17 protein-coding genes and 1 pseudogene are annotated in these 16,151 nt (G+C 38.9%); 2 read left to right on the forward strand and 16 right to left on the reverse strand.

The window, feature by feature from the left end; translation table 11 throughout:
* Positions 1 to 43: 43 nt before the first annotated feature.
* The 8 genes and pseudogenes from I6E85_RS17695 to I6E85_RS17730 form a co-directional block, all read right to left on the reverse strand.
* A complete protein-coding gene (locus I6E85_RS17695) occupies positions 44 to 181 on the reverse strand; it encodes a hypothetical protein (RefSeq protein ID WP_197237189.1) in 138 nt (45 codons plus the stop codon).
* A gap of 553 nt (positions 182 to 734) precedes the next feature.
* Positions 735 to 1,223 (reverse strand): GNAT family N-acetyltransferase, encoded by a 489-nt coding sequence (locus I6E85_RS17700; protein WP_197237190.1) that lies wholly within the window; start codon positions 1,221 to 1,223, stop codon positions 735 to 737.
* Between the two features lie 241 nt (positions 1,224 to 1,464).
* Complete coding sequence (locus tag I6E85_RS17705) at positions 1,465 to 1,887, reverse strand: hypothetical protein (protein WP_024591963.1); 423 nt, start codon at positions 1,885 to 1,887, stop codon at positions 1,465 to 1,467.
* Positions 1,888 to 1,965: 78 nt separating this feature from the next.
* Positions 1,966 to 2,367: a hypothetical protein gene (locus tag I6E85_RS17710; RefSeq protein ID WP_231388465.1), complete on the reverse strand. Its 402-nt coding sequence runs from the start codon at positions 2,365 to 2,367 to the stop codon at positions 1,966 to 1,968.
* A 63-nt stretch (positions 2,368 to 2,430) separates the two neighbouring features.
* A complete protein-coding gene (locus I6E85_RS17715) occupies positions 2,431 to 2,613 on the reverse strand; it encodes a hypothetical protein (protein ID WP_024591965.1) in 183 nt (60 codons plus the stop codon).
* Positions 2,614 to 2,733: 120 nt separating this feature from the next.
* Positions 2,734 to 2,985 (reverse strand): hypothetical protein, encoded by a 252-nt coding sequence (locus I6E85_RS17720; protein WP_024591966.1) that lies wholly within the window; start codon positions 2,983 to 2,985, stop codon positions 2,734 to 2,736.
* A gap of 506 nt (positions 2,986 to 3,491) precedes the next feature.
* Positions 3,492 to 3,742: pseudogene (locus I6E85_RS17725) on the reverse strand (Rho-binding antiterminator).
* A gap of 10 nt (positions 3,743 to 3,752) precedes the next feature.
* Complete coding sequence (locus tag I6E85_RS17730; RefSeq protein ID WP_197237191.1) at positions 3,753 to 4,592, reverse strand: DUF417 family protein; 840 nt, start codon at positions 4,590 to 4,592, stop codon at positions 3,753 to 3,755.
* Between the two features lie 286 nt (positions 4,593 to 4,878).
* On the opposite strand from I6E85_RS17730, the gene I6E85_RS17735 reads away from it, so the two are divergent.
* Positions 4,879 to 6,345, forward strand: a complete 1,467-nt coding sequence (locus I6E85_RS17735) for a DASS family sodium-coupled anion symporter (protein WP_010553576.1) — start codon at positions 4,879 to 4,881, stop codon at positions 6,343 to 6,345.
* A 350-nt stretch (positions 6,346 to 6,695) separates the two neighbouring features.
* Positions 6,696 to 7,040 (forward strand): N-acetyltransferase, encoded by a 345-nt coding sequence (locus I6E85_RS17740; protein ID WP_101163252.1) that lies wholly within the window; start codon positions 6,696 to 6,698, stop codon positions 7,038 to 7,040.
* A 2-nt stretch (positions 7,041 to 7,042) separates the two neighbouring features.
* Here I6E85_RS17740 and I6E85_RS17745 read toward each other — a convergent pair whose 3' ends face one another.
* The 8 genes from I6E85_RS17745 to I6E85_RS17780 all read right to left on the reverse strand — a co-directional run bounded on the left by I6E85_RS17745 (position 7,043) and on the right by I6E85_RS17780 (position 16,124).
* Positions 7,043 to 7,678, reverse strand: a complete 636-nt coding sequence (locus I6E85_RS17745) for a trimeric intracellular cation channel family protein (protein WP_004334621.1) — start codon at positions 7,676 to 7,678, stop codon at positions 7,043 to 7,045.
* Between the two features lie 764 nt (positions 7,679 to 8,442).
* On the reverse strand, positions 8,443 to 9,039 hold the full coding sequence (locus I6E85_RS17750; protein ID WP_024607225.1) for an RDD family protein: 597 nt from the start codon (positions 9,037 to 9,039) through the stop codon (positions 8,443 to 8,445).
* A gap of 136 nt (positions 9,040 to 9,175) precedes the next feature.
* Positions 9,176 to 9,910 (reverse strand): DUF5020 family protein, encoded by a 735-nt coding sequence (locus tag I6E85_RS17755; RefSeq protein WP_197237192.1) that lies wholly within the window; start codon positions 9,908 to 9,910, stop codon positions 9,176 to 9,178.
* A 30-nt stretch (positions 9,911 to 9,940) separates the two neighbouring features.
* On the reverse strand, positions 9,941 to 11,317 hold the full coding sequence (locus I6E85_RS17760; protein ID WP_024591975.1) for a uracil-xanthine permease family protein: 1,377 nt from the start codon (positions 11,315 to 11,317) through the stop codon (positions 9,941 to 9,943).
* A 77-nt stretch (positions 11,318 to 11,394) separates the two neighbouring features.
* On the reverse strand, positions 11,395 to 12,462 hold the full coding sequence (locus I6E85_RS17765; RefSeq protein WP_197237193.1) for a BMP family ABC transporter substrate-binding protein: 1,068 nt from the start codon (positions 12,460 to 12,462) through the stop codon (positions 11,395 to 11,397).
* 72 nt (positions 12,463 to 12,534) lie between these two features.
* A complete protein-coding gene (locus I6E85_RS17770) occupies positions 12,535 to 13,461 on the reverse strand; it encodes an ABC transporter permease (protein WP_197237194.1) in 927 nt (308 codons plus the stop codon).
* A gap of 3 nt (positions 13,462 to 13,464) precedes the next feature.
* The gene (locus tag I6E85_RS17775; protein ID WP_024591977.1) at positions 13,465 to 14,568 is read right to left on the reverse strand and encodes an ABC transporter permease; all 1,104 of its coding nucleotides are present in this window, start codon (positions 14,566 to 14,568) and stop codon (positions 13,465 to 13,467) included.
* On the reverse strand, positions 14,565 to 16,124 hold the full coding sequence (locus I6E85_RS17780; RefSeq protein WP_197237195.1) for an ABC transporter ATP-binding protein: 1,560 nt from the start codon (positions 16,122 to 16,124) through the stop codon (positions 14,565 to 14,567). Before I6E85_RS17780 ends, I6E85_RS17775 begins: the two co-directional genes overlap by 4 nt.
* Between the last annotated feature and the right edge of the window lie 27 nt (positions 16,125 to 16,151).

Here is a 16,151-nt window from a genome sequence, read left to right on the forward strand (position 1 = left end):
TTTTCACCCAAATTTGTATGCTTATCAGCATAACATTTCTTTCTTAATGGGTGGCCAAAATTACTGTACCACTACAACCTTCTTGTGTTTGAATTGAAACATCAACGAACCCACTTTTATATGGGTTAGCGAATACACTAGAACTAACCAGAATTATTGCTCCGACAAATATTTTTTTCATGACACTTCCTTATGGTTTATAACGGGCCTATAGATTGGCTCGTTTTTTATTTGTTTTTATTGATAAACAAACCATAGCTGAGTTCCTATTTTGGTTCAATCTTTTACTGTATTTTACGTGGAATATTAAAAGAGTTTGGTGTTGTTTTAATTCACGTTTTGGAAGGAATTACTGGAAAATTCGGTGTGGGTGTTTTTTTACTCTGATGGGCAAAATATATTTGTTAAAATAAGCGATGCAGCAGAAAAAACCTAGCAGTTGAGGATCATCATAACGTTGGTAATATTCAGCTTTTATTTTAAAGGAAGTTAGGCTCAATGAAGCCGAGTTATTTACCATTTTTTAATAAAAATTGTTGTCGTCTATCGGGCTACCAATTACTACTTTCATCTTGTCAATACAGCTCAGACTTTTGCGTGATGCACTTTCATGGATGTAACCTAACTCACTGCTATCATTGATAATTGACGTAAAAGTCAGAATGGGTGTCATCCTAACTTTTAGCGTTTGCTGCCCACCTCAGCGCGTGTTGTTATATGCCGCTTTAAACTAACTATAAAGCAACTTCCATTTTAAAGTAAGAAACATCAGCCTTATAAAAACGTTCCCCGTATGGCTGCATGCCGAAACGCTGATAGAAACTTAAAGCTGATTCTCTAGCATCACACCAAAAAAAATTTACAACCGTATTATTAAGAGAGTGAAGAATAAACTTTAGCATTTGAGAGCCAATGCCTTGCCCTTGATAATCAGTTTTAGTAGCAAACTTACGTAGGCGAGCTTTATCTGATTTTATGTATACGGAGGCAACACAAACAAGCTCGTCATTAACAAAGGCACCAAAATGCATTGCGTCATGATCGTCAACAACATGGCAATATTCAGGAGGCTTGTTTGGCCAAAGAACACTTTGTCGAAGCGGGATTGTTTGCTCCCAGGAAATATTGCGAATTTCCATATGATTTTGCAGAGCCTGCATAGGCTTATAACGAGCCTGTAGATTAACTCGTTTTTTATTTGTTTTTATTGATAAACAAACCATAGCTGAGTTCCTATTTTGGTTCAATCTTTTACTGTATTTCACGTGGAATATAAAAAGAGTTAGCTGTTGTTTTAATTGGCGTTTTGGAAGCTATTACGGAAAAGTTTAGTGTGGTTTGGCTTTTTACTCTTTCTTTCATTGTAGTTCAGCTTTTTGCGTGACGCACCGTCACAAATAAAACCTAACCAACTGATATAAAATATTATTTATGTAAAGTTAGAATGAATTTCATCCTAACTCTTTAGCTTTTATTTAACTCTATTTTTGAAACGAAAAATACAATACCAGCAACAAGACCTACTATAGAAAATAAAAACAATTGTAAAAAGCTATATCCATAACCTATTAACGTAATTGAACCATTTTCGACCAATACCTTACCATTAATAATTGAGCTATCTAAACCTGAAGGGAAAACAAAAAAGAAAGAAACTAAGCAAGTAGATATAACTGAAGATTTGAGCACTGTATTTAGCGAATAATCACAACTTTTAGTGATAAATTTATAAATGGGAAATGCTGTTACTGGAACCAAAATTAGAACAACTATTAACGTACAAATAAATATACCAAAAGGAATAATAGTAAATTTCATTTCAATTGCCATTGGCGCTAAAAATGCAACAACTAAAGAGGCTAAAATAAAGCTAAATATTGTTCTCAACTCGAAACCTTCTTAGAAAGCTAACGCCTGCAATAACCGATTTGTGGCGCTCTTGTACTAATCCGGTTAATGGTTTTGTTATATAGCGTCACCGTCAAGTCCAAATTTTTTCCTGTTTAAAACTAGCGCTGCCAGCACAGTTACTCCTAGCACTGTACCAACAGGGAACATGAAGAGTAACAATGTTGAATATATTATTAGTGCCCAAAAAAGCCACTCAGTTCGATAGTTTAAGCCCACAACGGAAAATGTTAAAAAGCAAAGCGCAACTAAAAATAAGATGAACCCTGTTACTGTAGACAAAGCTGTTGATGACATTTCTTCTTGTGGTATTTTAGGTTCATTATTTCCAAACAGCGTTATCTCTTGAAATGAAGAGGACATAATTAAATACGAATCAACAATTCCCCAAAGTGGTGCCCAGAAAAGCAATAATCCCAAAACTGCGACGTATTTCCCTATAGTTTCCTTGTTCATCATCTCTTCTCACGTAGTGACATAACGCTTCATTAAGAAGCGAGTTTAGACTTGTTATATGTTTATTTACTCAACTATTTCTTTACCGAACTTATCCATTTTGCAATCACATTTTGGGCAAGTCCAGCCACCCCACATTAATTGCTGAATATTTTCGGGTATACGTAAAGCTGGCATTTTCTCATCGCACTTTGGACAGTAAACCTTATCTAAATTGATAGCCATTTTTGAACGTTCTGAATTCGACATGAACAACTTCCTTATTAAATTAAACTCTAAACTTGAAAAATATAACGCCCCAAGCAGGGGATTTTGTGAGCGCTTTTCAGCGAGTAAAATTCCCGCTGGCTTGGCTTGCTATATGCCATATTAATCACCGCCAGCTGTATAATCATGTGATGACCTAATATTTGGACCTTTACTCTTAGTAAACGGATCATCTTGACTCCGATGAAAGATCCATAAAGCTAGCGCCCCTACAAATGGTATGAGCCATACAATAAATATTTGCGCACCTTTTTGAAAGGTTTCCAAATCATCACGGCGCACCAAAAATATAGAAACAACTATATTGAGTAGCATCGCAATACCTACGACTAAGTACCAAATTTCAAATTCCATTTAAAAACTCCTTGGCATATAACAACTTATCGAACACCACTTTGGGAGGTTATAACACTCCAAAACGGCGTATATTACAGTGTTCAATAATTCCACTAAACGACCTTAATGTAAACAAGTTATTAATAATATTATAAAAATACCTTTGTTATTTTTCACCAAAACGGTGTTTAATAATGCTATTGGACAAAACAAAAATAGAGCTTTATTTATGTAGCTACCTTTACAACCATAAATAACATACGTACGAATACCAAACGCTACACAAAAGCTTATTGAGGCTTACTTATACAGGTTTAGCATTGTTATACGCTTTAATAGTTGGCGTTTAGCCTTATCTGGTGGAAAAACTCGATTATAAAACAGAGGTAAAAGTAATAGGAAAATTTTGGCTTTGTGCATTTAGCACATATGAGCTAAAGCATTGGCCAAATAAAGCGAGCCTTAACATATTAATGATACAGGCTCGCTGAGGTGCTTATGATTAAAACGAATGAGTGAGGTATTTACTTTACATCAAAGTTCACGTGGTCAAAGTATGGATTTCTCTCACGCGCTTTAAGTACACTAATTGTAGTGAGCAAATGAGTTGCAGCTCGCTATTTACGTTGACAACTATGCATTCGTCTCTATTAGCACTGCGTTTTGTGTCAGTTGCTACGCCACATACACCATCACCATTTTTTAATATAAGCTCAATGCTTAAATGGTGCATACAGGCAATTTCGATGTAGTCGTATTGGTTGCAACTGATCATGACGTCCTCTTTATTTAGCCGGTTTAAAAATCATTAAAAAAGCAATAACAACAAGGTTGGCTATATACCAAAGATCTTTAATTACAAACTGCCCTAAGCGCTCCAATAAAGTGGAAGAACTAAATGCATCGGTTGCGGTAATTAAGAATGTTTGGGTCATCATAAATACGCTTAAACATGCTAAGCCACTTACAATAATTAGCTTTTTATTATTTAAAAATAGCCCTAATCCCAATAACACAACAAATAATACATCAAACCCGCCAATCACGTTAGATGCACCTTGTACGCTAAATACCGTGTATAACCATGACATAAACGGTGAGGTTTCTACTAAACTTACAATGCCTTTTGCTTCAAACTCATAAAACTTCATGCCGCCAATCCACAATAAAACCATGGCAACCGGTATAAAGTTTAAAAGTACGTGTTGTTTGTCGGTAAGTTTGTCTTTATAAAATAAAAACAAATACAAAGGCACTACAGCAAAGTATTTAATTATGCCCTGCCCGCTACCAATGATTGGAAAGCCACCAAGTTGAGCCATCCAACGGTTACTGGCAAACAAGGTAAATAAAGCAACCAAACTTATAACTGCTGCAAGTAAAAGTGCTGGCGTAGGTTTCATTAGTTTAAAACGAGCGAGCACGGTGGCAAACGCTAAGGCAATCATAAATGAGCCACTAATTAAACCTAACGCAGATACAGACATTATCGAATCAAGGCCGTAAAAGCTAAATGTAGCCGTTAACGTATTAGGGTTTGCTCCTAACGCAAACGACAAGCCAAGTAACAAAAAGCTACTCGCTAATAAAAAAGTAATCACGTTGTTGGTTAATTTTAAGTTCATTGTATTTCCAAGTATTCGTTAAGACTTACAAAGACCTTGCTAGTCGATAAAACAATTCAAGCTAACTCTTAAAAATATAAGAGTTGATTAAGCACAACGTAAGCTCTCATAGGGTAATGTAATCAATCACTTTAGTTTATGGTTTATTACCTCTTTATTAATAAAATTAAATAAGTCTAATATTCATATGATGTGCGTCATTTTTTTTATTATAAAATGAAGTAGAATAACGTCGCCTTTTCAATACACAGAATGCATGCATTTCTAAAACTTAGGGACATTTTTAATGAAGGGTACTGATATTCGAGTTACCTCTGGACTGATTTCTATAGCCATTGTTTTACTACTTTGGTTTGCTGTACCGCCCCCGCAAGGTGTTACCGAAAACGCATGGCATTTGTTAGCTTTATTTATTGGTACTGTTGTTGCCATTATTGGTAAAGCAATGCCAATCGGCGCCATTGCTATTTTAGCTATTACCTCTGTTGCGTTAACTGGCGTAACTAATGACAGCCCATCTGGCGCTATTAAAGATGCATTAAGTGGCTTTTCTAATTCATTAATTTGGTTGATTGGTATTGCTATTATTATTTCTCGGGGTTTAGCTAAAACTGGTTTGGGAAATCGTATTGGCTATAATTTTATTTCTCTTTTTGGTAAAAAAACAGTTGGTATTGGTTACGCACTCGCACTTTCTGAACTTGTTATAGCGCCTGTAACGCCAAGTAATACCGCGCGAGGCGGCGCTATTATTCACCCAATAATGAAGTCGATAGCAACAAGCTTTGGCTCGTCCCCTGAGGAGGGTACATCTCGTAAAATTGGGCACTACCTTGCTTTAGTGAGCTACCATATAAACCCTATTACATCAGCTATGTTTATTACGGCGACTGCGCCAAACCCTCTAATTGTAAAGCTGATTGCTGATGCTACCGGTGCAAATATCAGTATTACTTGGAGTACATGGGCGCTGGCAGCGCTTGTTCCTGGTTTGCTATGTATTGCCCTTGTGCCTTTGGTTGTTTATGCCATTTACCCACCTGAAGTTAAAAGTACGCCCGACGCTAAAAAATATGCAGAATCTAAATTAACTGAAATGGGCCCAATGAGTTACGGCGAAAAAATAATGGTGGGTGTTTTTGCTATGCTGCTTGTTTTATGGGCCGGCGTACCCGCAATGATTTTAGGGGCTGACTACGCGGTTAACACAACCGCAGTGGCTTTTTTAGGTTTGTCGGTTTTATTAGTGACTGGTGTATTAAGCTGGGACGATGTACTTAAAGAAAAGTCTGCGTGGGATACCGTTGTTTGGTTTTCAGCATTAGTAATGATGGCCACTTTTTTAAATAAACTAGGTTTGGTAACGTGGTTTTCAACACTTGTTGAGAGCAATATTGCGCAACTGGGCTTTGACTGGATTGTATCGGCCATTATATTGGTAGCTGTGTATTTTTACGCTCATTACTTTTTTGCCAGTACCACAGCACATATTACTGCTATGTTTGCCGCATTTTACGCCGCAGGTTTGGCGCTTGGCGCTCCGCCTTTATTTTTAGGTTTACTGTTAGCTGGCGCTTCATCACTCATGATGTCGTTAACGCATTACGCAACAGGCACCTCTCCCATAGTGTTTGGCTCAGGCTATGTATCGTTAAAAGACTGGTGGGTAATGGGCCTTATAATGAGCGTTATTAATTTAAGTGTATGGGGAATTATTGGCGGGCTTTGGTGGAAAGCACTTGGGTATTGGTAGTATTGCCTTTGTTAGCTTGGCTTACACATTTAATACTGCGCACTTATTTTGGTTCGTTCTACAAATATAAACATTAAGGCTGTTGCAAGGGAGCACTATGGTTTTTAAATTTATAAAGGCAGCATATTCAGACCGAGACTACTTATTAAGCCTCAGAAAACTGACTATGGTTGAACACTTAGAAAATGCCGGGTTATTTTTAATACCAATTCGCTTAATTAAGTGATCTATTTTGAGGCTGGAAAAACGTGTTGATAGCTAGGCAAAAAATTCGCTATTTAGTTGTTCTAAATGAGCATTTTTTAACGCAGGTAGCGACACGTTTAGCCCCGCAAAATGATTAAGTATTATTGCGGATTGGTATAACTGAGCAACAGCATGTTTTAAGGCTTGATGACCAATATGACTGCTCCCATCTTATAGTTATAAATGAGGTACCAATTGGTGCTTTAAAATACCAAACGCACGCTCAACACGTTGAAATAATGCAATTACAAATACATCCACTGCATCAAAATAAAGGGTATGGGAAAGCGGTTATTGAACAAGTTATTACAAGTGCGCAGTCAAAACCGATTAAACTCACAGTACTTAAAAACAACCCAGCATTAGAACTTTATAAGCGGCTGGGTTTTACTATAACGGATGAGGATATTTACGAATACCACATGCAAACGCGGGCTACTCGTAGCTAAGATTAGTCGCTTTGATCTCTGAAGTCTTTTTTTCTGAAAATAGTTAAATGCCAACCCCAATGCAAAGAGCCTAATCTTAAAAAAATAGTCGTGAAAAATGAGCCTAAAATACACCAAATGTAATCTACATTAAGGCTAAATAAAGCAGCATAAACTGCACCACCCGCTAAACACGCAGAGGCGTAAGGTTCGCTGCGCATAACAGTTGGTACCTCACGGCAAATTACGTCACGTATTAAACCACCAAATATACCTGTAGTAATGCCCATGGTAATTGCGACCACCATGCCAGAGCCATTAATGAGTGCTTTTTCTATCCCCATAATATTAAATAGCGCCATACCAACAGCGTCTACTAATAAAAAGTAGTAATTATTAACACGCGGTAAGTATCGAATAAATGCAATTGTTGCTATAACAGCCCCATAGGTTGAATATAAATACTCCGGGGTAGCAATCCAAAATACCGGTTTGTTTAAAAGTATATCTCTGAGGGTACCGCCCCCTAATGCTGTAACGGTTGCCACCACTACTACGCCAAAGCCACTAATGTTTTTTTCATACCCAAGCAATGCCCCTGCAACAGCAAAAAATGCGACACCGAGTAACCCTAGTACCATAAAGTATTCAGCAGTCATGGTAATTCCTTTTTAAAGTTTATTAGGAGTTGTATCAACTTACGTGCCAAAAAAGTGAGTAAACACAAATGAATTTATAATTTAAGTGATTGAAATTTATAAACTTATTTCGTGTTTTAAAATGCATTAGCTATGTGATATTTAGAGAAGGCTTAACAAGAGTAATTATTTTAATTATGGGTAGTTTTTACACGTTAAAGCACAGAGAGGTTTTGTTACAGAGTTGCAGTCGAGCACTTTCAAATCTTAAGCAAAAATTAAATGAGCAATAAAGCTATTACCAATATCACAAAAATAATAGGCAATATTGTATGTTGCCAGTTTTGCTCTTTATTTTGATTATAGAGTGTTTGCATTGAGCTTTTATCATTATCGGTAAAACTATGCTGGCACTGCTTACAGCTTTGGGCTTTTATGCTCACCCAGGTACCACATTTAATACATGCGTAACGCCTTGACAGTTTATCAAACTCGTTTGTTTTTATAAACATTCTCATGTATCACCTCATTGATTTTCGCTGCGGTAAGAAAACCAATGAATAATATATATGTTGAATAACAAATTAAAGAAGCCGCTAGTGCTAAAATTAGCTGTGTGTTGTATTTCATAATCATCCTTAGTTACTAGTCAAAAAAAATCGGTAAGGTTTTTTTAATTATATTAACAATTTAGTGAAATACGCCATTTTGTAACTTTTGCTAATCAAACTTAAATCCAGGTCATTTTTTTTGCCTAGGCAAAGCTGCCATAATTAATATCCTGATTAATCTACATAACTCACTTTTGTTCCCGCTAAATGATCATGTAAACATCGTTTATCTTTTCCAAATATAAATAATGGATTAACAAAACCAGCTATAAACTGACCTACCGAAGGGACAAGTGATAATAGTTGCATAGAAAGCATGCGTTTAAAGTAAATTGTAGTAAAGCTTGCTTGTGTACCGTCTAAATTTTCAATACGGATAGACATTAAAGATTTACCAATTGTTTGTCCGCGTTGGTACATAAGGTAACCATGAAGCACTAACGTGCTTAATATGCCATAACCTAGCAAACCTGCAGATAAAGTAAGTGTTGGTTGGCTTAAATTATCAAACCCTACGAGCATGAATACAGGTATAAAACAAACAACACCTAAAACGCCATCAACAATAGCAGCCACTAGCCTATCTGAGCGCGTTGCTTTTTCTCCTGCTACTTTTGATACAATATTTTCAGATGGGCTCTGTGTTTCTCGCGTTTTAATTAAGTCGTCTATTTCTTTTGCTCGATCTGGGTAGGCTTCGCGATCTATAGCTCTCGCTGATGAGTAAAGCTCATCTAAAGTGTAGGTAGAAAAATCTATTTCAGAGTCCATGAAAAAATCCATATAGCGTTATTAAAAAGTAATCTAACACAACTAATTTAAGCTATTCAATTATTTAAGATTATCAAATAAAAAAGCTACTAAAAAGTAGCCTTTAATTATTAATTAAATACCATTCAATTTGCTGTTAAAAATGCCATTTAACTAGCAAGTTTGGATTATGTTCGGTTTGACCATCTACACCAAATTTATTTTTCCAATAAACATACTCAATACCAACATCAAGACGAGTGGTATCGAAGCCGAGCATAGGTGCAATATTGTATTTAATCTGTGAGGTAAAGTTAAAGCCGCCTTCACTTTTACCAAACATTGTGTCGGTGCTATCTACAATATCTAAAAAGCCATCGTATCTAAAGTTACCTTTGTTATAGCCCCACGTGACTGTTATTTGGTTATTATCTTCACGTTGAATGCCTATATCATCTTGAAAACGACGATAATAAGCCACATTAAAATATTGAAAGCCAGGTACATCAAGTGATACACCGCCCCCTAATAAATAGTTATTTTGATTCGTATCTCCCGAGCCATACTCTGTTTGTAGGCCTAAAAACACCTCTTTAACAAAGCTGTTTTGTGGCTTGTAAAGGGTTGGGTTTATGTTTAACTCACCGTACACTTCATCAGGATTACTTAGTCTATCCATAAAAAAGAACGTACTACCCCAAGTATGTCCCGACGCATGTTCTATAGTAACAACACTTCTATCGTCTTCCTCCCCTGAAAATGGCTCTAGGTAGTCGGCCCCTTTCATTGCGGTAATACTAAAATCAGACCAAAGCTCTTTAGCCGAAACACCTGTTGAGCACATTGTAATTGCAGTTATAAGTGCTAGTTTTTTTATTGTTTTAGTGTTCATTTTAATTCCTTTATTTTTATGAATCTTAGTTTAGTTAAGATGATCCGTACTTGCTGAGTAATTTTCTGGTAGTACCAACGTCATTATTATTGCGGTGATACCCGACACCGTCACTGCGCTACCGAATATGGCAGTAACCAACTTAGGTGCGTTTGTAAACAACTCTGGTACAAAACTAACACCTAGCCCTAGTCCCAAACTCACCGCAATAATAAGTAAGCTTCTGCGATTTATTTTTTCGCTGGCTAGTATTTTGACCCCTGCGGCTGCTACGGTGCCAAACATTACAAGCGTTGCACCGCCCAAAACGGGTTTAGGTATATTTTGTAATACAGCGCCAATCACAGGAAACAAACCAAGGATGATTAAAATACCGCCGATCCACAGGCCTATGTACCTGCTGGCAACACCTGTTAGCTGAATAACCCCGTTGTTTTGACTAAAAGTAGTATTTGGAAAAGTGTTAAATAAGGCCGCAATCATCGAGTTAACGCCATCACCTAGAATACCACCGCGTATGCGTGCTAAGTAAGTAGGCCCTCTAACAGGTAACTTAGAAACAGCACAATTGGCAGTAATATCGCCTGTCGATTCAATTGCAGTAATAAGGTATAAAAAGCCAAAGGCTATAAGCGCACCAAAATCTACACTAAAACCGTACTTAAACGGTATTGGCATGGCGATTAAATCAAACTCGCCGACTTCAAATTTGGCTATTCCTAATATAACGGCCAGTATCCAACCTACTATCATGGCTACAACCACGGCAGTTAGCCTTACCCATTGATTTTTACTTGCATTAAGCAGCACCACTAAAGCAACAACCGAAAAACCAACAATTAGGTTACTTGGTGAGGCAAACTCGTCAGGCTTATTAGTTAATAGCCACTGGCCGCCGCCTATGTCGGTCATACCCACTTTTATAAGGTAGACGCCTATAGTGGTAATAACCACGCCGGTAACAACAGGCTTAATTACTTTGCCGAGTTTTTCTATAAAAAAACTAATAAATATCTCTACAAAGGCCGCTAAAAAACACACAGCAAAAATAGTAGCGAGTACTTCATCGTTATTGCCACCCGTAGCTTTAACAGTAAAGCCTGTGGCCAAAATAGTGCCTAAAAAAGCAAAACTGGTGCCTTGCACACATATAAGTCCAGAACCAACAGGCCCTACTCTGCGCGCTTGTATAAACGTACCAACACCCGATACAAACAACGCCATACTAATTAAATATGGTATTTCAGCAGCTAGGCCAAGCACCCCACCAATAATAAGTGTGGGTGTAATAATGCCTACAAAGCTTGCGAGTACGTGCTGTAGTGCAGCAAAAAATGATTCAGTTAGCCCTGGTTTATCATCTACCGCGTAAATTATGTCTTCTGAAATAGCTTCTTGGTTTGACATGGTCAATATCCTTTTAGCGCTTAAACTTGGGCAAGGTATTAACGCCCAGCCCTATTTTAATTCAAATACGTCTGCGTTTATTTAAGCTGCCCTTCTACGCCTTCAACGTAAAAGTCCATGCCGAGTAAGGTCTTATCATCAATAGTCTGCCCAGCTTTTGTAACCAGCTCACCTTGCTGATTTTTTATTGGCCCAGTAAATGGATGAAACTCGCCATTAGCAATTTTTGCACTAAGTGCGTCTATTTCAGCTACAACATTGGCAGGAATATCTTTACTCAGTGGTGCTAAGCGCGTCATGCCAGTGTCTATCCCTTTCCATATATCTTGCGATTGCCATTTATCGTCAAGTACTTGCTGTACGCGCTCTGCATAAAATTCATCCCAGTGATGAACCGCTGCCGTTAAATGCGCTTTTTTACCGTATCCGCTCATATCTGAGTGGTAGCCAATAGCGTAAATACCAGCGGCTTGCGCAGCTTGCAGTGGTGCAGGCGAATCAGTATGTTGGGTAATAATATCAACGCCTTGATCTATTAGGCTATCGGCAGCTTCGCGCTCTTTACCCGGATCAAACCAGCTATTAACCCACACTACTTTTACTTTTGCATTAGGCTTTACTGAGCGCAAGCCAAGCGTAAATGCATTTATACCGCGTATTACCTCCGGAATAGGAAACGCAGCAATATAACCAATGCTGTCGGTTTTACTCATGTGCCCTGCAATAACACCTGTTAGGTAGCGTCCTTCGTAAATGCGATCAAAGTAAGTGCTTACGTTTTTTGCGCGTTTATAACCTGTAGCATGCTCAAACTTTACATTAGGAAATCGTTTAGCCACTTTAAGTGTTGGGTTCATGTAGCCAAACGACGTGGTAAATATTAAATCGTGCCCGCTTTTAGCCAGTTGCGTAATAACACGCTCTGCATCGGCCCCTTCTGGTACGCTTTCGACAAAAGTGGTTTCTATTTTGTCGCCAAACTTTTCTTCTAGGTAGTGGCGGCTAGAGTCATGTGTATAAGTCCAACCAGCTTCACCTATGGGGCTTACATATACAAAGCCAACTTTTACGCTATCTTTTGCAATAGCTGATGCGCTTATGCCTAAGCTCAATGCAACCCCGAGTGCCGTTATAAGTTTTTTCATTGTTATTCTCCGTGTTATATTTTTAATATCCTGTTGAAGCAGGTGATTTACCTTATTGATTTTGTAATTAATTTAATGACCCTTGTGCCAAGGCTTACCTAGCCACATGGGTTCGTACATTTTTAATTTTTGTTTATTTTTACTGAGCATAATCAGTACGATAAGCGTTGCACCATAAGGCAACATGGCCAGTAAGTTAGACTCCACAGCCCACCCAAAAGCCTGTGCCACTAAGTGCATAATGCTGGCAAAGCCAAATAAATAAGCGCCAAGCATTACGCGCTCAATACGCCAGCTTGCAAACACCACTAAAGCAAGGGCTATCCAACCTCGCCCTGCCGTCATGTTTTGAGTCCAAAGTGGTGTATAAGCCAACGATAAATATGCGCCCGCAATGCCAGCCAGTGCGCCGCCAAACATAACGGCTAAATAACGTGTACGCATTACAGGTAATCCTAAGTTATTACCCACACTTGGGTTTTCGCCAATAGCTCGTACTGCAAGGCCTGCTCTGTGGTATTTAAAAAACAAATACGCACCAAACACTAAACCCCAACTTAAATACACAATGGCGTCTTGCGAAAATAGCGCTTTGCCTAAAACCGGAATATGCTCAAACCCTGCAATTGATAAAGTAGGTAACGCGTTAATGGTTTTTCCTTCATAGTCGGCCCCTAAAAATGCCGAAAGGCCTGTACCAAAAATAGTCAGCGCTAAACCTGCCGCTACTTGGCTAGCATTTAAATTAAGTGCTACAAAAGCAAAAATAAGTGAGGCCATAACCCCGACCAAAGCTGCTACCGTAAAACCAATAAATAGGTTGTCGCATTGGTACATAGTTATAAACCCTGCCACTGCGCCAAGTAGCATCATGCCTTCTTGCCCTAAATTTAAGGTGCCGCTTTTTTCGCATACCATTTCACCCAGCGCCACCAGCAATAAGGGGGTGCCTGTACGAATAGTGGCGTATAAAATATTAGTAATTACATCTAATTCCATGATTTAAGACTCCTGTGCAATATGTATTGGCTGCGCTTTTTGTTGTTTAAATGGCAGCGAAAATCTAAGGCGATAAGTAATAAGCACATCGCACGAGAGTAAATAAAACAGCATTAACCCCTGAAAAATACCGGTTATAGCGTTAGGTAATCCCATGTTAATTTGCGCAAGTTCACCTCCCATATAAATAAGCCCCATTAATAAGCCCGCAAACGTAATTCCTACTGGGTGGAGTCGCCCTAAAAAAGCAACAATAATGGCGGCATAGCCATAACCGGGTGATATTTGCGGAACCAACTGCCCAATAGGCCCAGCTACTTCTCCCGCTCCAGCAAGCCCCGCCAAGCCCCCGCTAATAACTAGCACTCCGGCAATTAATAATGCTCGCTTGTAACCCGCCATTTTGGCCGCGGATGCATCAAGCCCAAGTACTTGTATTTGAAAACCTATAAAGGTTTTACTAATAAAAACCCATGTGGCGCATAGCGCTAATAACGCAAACGCCAGGCCTAAGTGCAATCGAGTACCGTCGAATAAAACAGGTAATAACGTACTATCGCCAAACAATGCACTTTCAGGAAAGTTATAACCGTGAGGATCTTTGAGTGGCCCATGAACAGCCCACAGCAATACATTTACTGCTATGTAGTTGAGCATTATGGTGACTAAAATTTCATTGGTGTTTAAACGCAGCTTCATAAAAGCAGCAAGCCCCGCCCACAACATCCCACCTGCAATACCAGCGAGTAATGTAAGTGGCATTGCAAAAGCACTTGTTGAATCAACAAAGTTAACGGCTACAGCACTTGCACATACACCACCAATAAGCAGTTGCCCTTCTGCGCCTATATTCCAAACCGATGCTCTATAACAAAGCGCTAAGCCATAGGCGCATAGCAAAATAGGAATGGTCATTACAAGTAGCTCAGTTACACCATACCAATCGGCAACAGGTGCTATAAGCAATGTATACAGGGCATTTAGAGGATCATGCCCTAATAAGGCAAACACCACGTAACCGGTTATTAATGTGAGTAAAATAGCTAAAACAGGAGAGAGATAACTCCAAGCCGGTGAGCGTTCAACACGTGGTTCTAACTTAATCATGCGAGTGCCCCTTGTGGTGTGTGTACTTTAGGCTGGTTATTAAAAACATCGCTAAAGTCGCCAGCCATCCACTGCCCTAACTGCACAAGCGGTACGGTATCGGTATTTAAAATAGGAGACAGTTTGCCATCACAAATTGCGCCAATGCGGTCGCAAATTTTATAAAGTTCATCTAAATCTTCTGAAATAACGAGTACCGCACACCCTTCGTCGCGAAGCTTTAAAATAGCTTCATGTATCGCCACTTGTGCGCCTATATCTACTCCCCAAGTAGGGTGCGACATAACGAGTAGTTTTGGGCTTTGCTCTACCTCCCGACCAATAATAAATTTTTGTAAATTACCGCCCGAAAGACTTGCTGCATGAGTGCGAAAACTTGGCGTTTTAACCTTGTATTTTGTAATGATTTTATTAGCAAACTCAGTAATTTTTTGTTTTACTAAAAAGCCATTTTTAACCAGCCCATTATCAAAACTAGTAAGCAGTGCATTTTGTGCTAAATCCATAGTGGGCACGGCTCCCCGCCCAAGCCTGTCCTCTGGCACACATGCAAGCCCAAGGCGGCGCCTTTTTAGCGGGCACAGTGCATCAACAACGGTATTTTTAAATTTGATGGCGCTGCTACTAGCTTGAATTTGCTCCCCCGAAAGCACTTTTAATAACTCTTCTTGTCCGTTGCCAGCAACACCCGCAATCCCCACTATTTCGCCTTGCTGTACTGCAAAGTTAATATTTTTAAGGGGTGTTTCAAATAACGCTTGTGCGGCGGTGGTTAGATTATTAACGGTTAAAAAATCCGCAGCCCCCAAAGCTCTGCGAGTTTGGTTACTGATTGGCGTGTTGTCGCCTACCATCAGCCTGGCAATTGACTCACTAGTTTCGTTTTTAGGAATACAATGCCCGCTTACTTTCCCGCCTCTCAAAATGGTCGCACTGTCACATAACTCAATCACTTCGTGCAGTTTATGGCTAATAAACAGCACAGAGCAGCCTTCTTTTTTAAGTGACTTTAGGGTTTTAAATAATGCATCGACTTCTTGTGGAGTCAGTACTGAAGTGGGTTCGTCTAAAATAAGTAACTGAATATCTAATAATAAGCATCTAACAATTTCTACTCGTTGGCGCTCGCCAGTTGAAAGTGTTGATACCAGTCTATGGGGGTCTAATGGCATACCATAACGTGTTGATGTTTTTGTAATTCGACCCGCAAGCGTGCTGCTATGCCCTGCTAAATCACCTAACGCTAGTTCAATATTTTGGGCGACCGTAAGTGTTTCAAATAACGAAAAATGCTGAAACACCATTCCAATGCCTAAATCACGCGCATCAGCAGGCTCTTTTATATTCATTATACGGCCGTTGAAAAACATGTCCCCTTGGTCAGGTTTAACCACACCATAAAGCATTTTCATTAATGTGCTTTTACCTGCACCGTTTTCACCTAATAAGGCATGCACTTCACCATGCTTAATTTTTAAGGTTACGTCATTATTGGCTATACATCCGGGATACTGCTTTGTCATTCCCTGCATAGTAAGGCGGTATTTATTATTCATTATTAGGGCCTATTTGTACTTAATGAG

Origin of the sequence: Pseudoalteromonas sp. NZS71, assembly GCF_015864715.1 — a bacterium.
In the GTDB taxonomy this organism is placed as follows: Bacteria; Pseudomonadota; Gammaproteobacteria; order Enterobacterales; family Alteromonadaceae; genus Pseudoalteromonas; species Pseudoalteromonas arctica.

Excerpts from the sequence above, each read along its gene's own strand:
- I6E85_RS17695 (WP_197237189.1), bottom strand. The coding sequence starts at position 181 with ATGAAAAAAATATTTGTCGGAGCAATAATTCTGGTTAGTTCTAGTGTA.
- I6E85_RS17700 (WP_197237190.1), bottom strand. The coding sequence starts at position 1,223 with ATGGTTTGTTTATCAATAAAAACAAATAAAAAACGAGTTAATCTACAG.
- I6E85_RS17710 (WP_231388465.1), bottom strand. The coding sequence starts at position 2,367 with ATGATGAACAAGGAAACTATAGGGAAATACGTCGCAGTTTTGGGATTA.
- I6E85_RS17715 (WP_024591965.1), bottom strand. The coding sequence starts at position 2,613 with ATGTCGAATTCAGAACGTTCAAAAATGGCTATCAATTTAGATAAGGTT.
- I6E85_RS17720 (WP_024591966.1), bottom strand. The coding sequence starts at position 2,985 with ATGGAATTTGAAATTTGGTACTTAGTCGTAGGTATTGCGATGCTACTC.
- I6E85_RS17730 (WP_197237191.1), bottom strand. The coding sequence starts at position 4,592 with ATGAACTTAAAATTAACCAACAACGTGATTACTTTTTTATTAGCGAGT.
- I6E85_RS17735 (WP_010553576.1), top strand. The coding sequence starts at position 4,879 with ATGAAGGGTACTGATATTCGAGTTACCTCTGGACTGATTTCTATAGCC.
- I6E85_RS17745 (WP_004334621.1), bottom strand. The coding sequence starts at position 7,678 with ATGACTGCTGAATACTTTATGGTACTAGGGTTACTCGGTGTCGCATTT.
- I6E85_RS17750 (WP_024607225.1), bottom strand. The coding sequence starts at position 9,039 with ATGGACTCTGAAATAGATTTTTCTACCTACACTTTAGATGAGCTTTAC.
- I6E85_RS17755 (WP_197237192.1), bottom strand. The coding sequence starts at position 9,910 with ATGAACACTAAAACAATAAAAAAACTAGCACTTATAACTGCAATTACA.
- I6E85_RS17760 (WP_024591975.1), bottom strand. The coding sequence starts at position 11,317 with ATGTCAAACCAAGAAGCTATTTCAGAAGACATAATTTACGCGGTAGAT.
- I6E85_RS17765 (WP_197237193.1), bottom strand. The coding sequence starts at position 12,462 with ATGAAAAAACTTATAACGGCACTCGGGGTTGCATTGAGCTTAGGCATA.
- I6E85_RS17770 (WP_197237194.1), bottom strand. The coding sequence starts at position 13,461 with ATGGAATTAGATGTAATTACTAATATTTTATACGCCACTATTCGTACA.
- I6E85_RS17775 (WP_024591977.1), bottom strand. The coding sequence starts at position 14,568 with ATGATTAAGTTAGAACCACGTGTTGAACGCTCACCGGCTTGGAGTTAT.
- I6E85_RS17780 (WP_197237195.1), bottom strand. The coding sequence starts at position 16,124 with ATGAATAATAAATACCGCCTTACTATGCAGGGAATGACAAAGCAGTAT.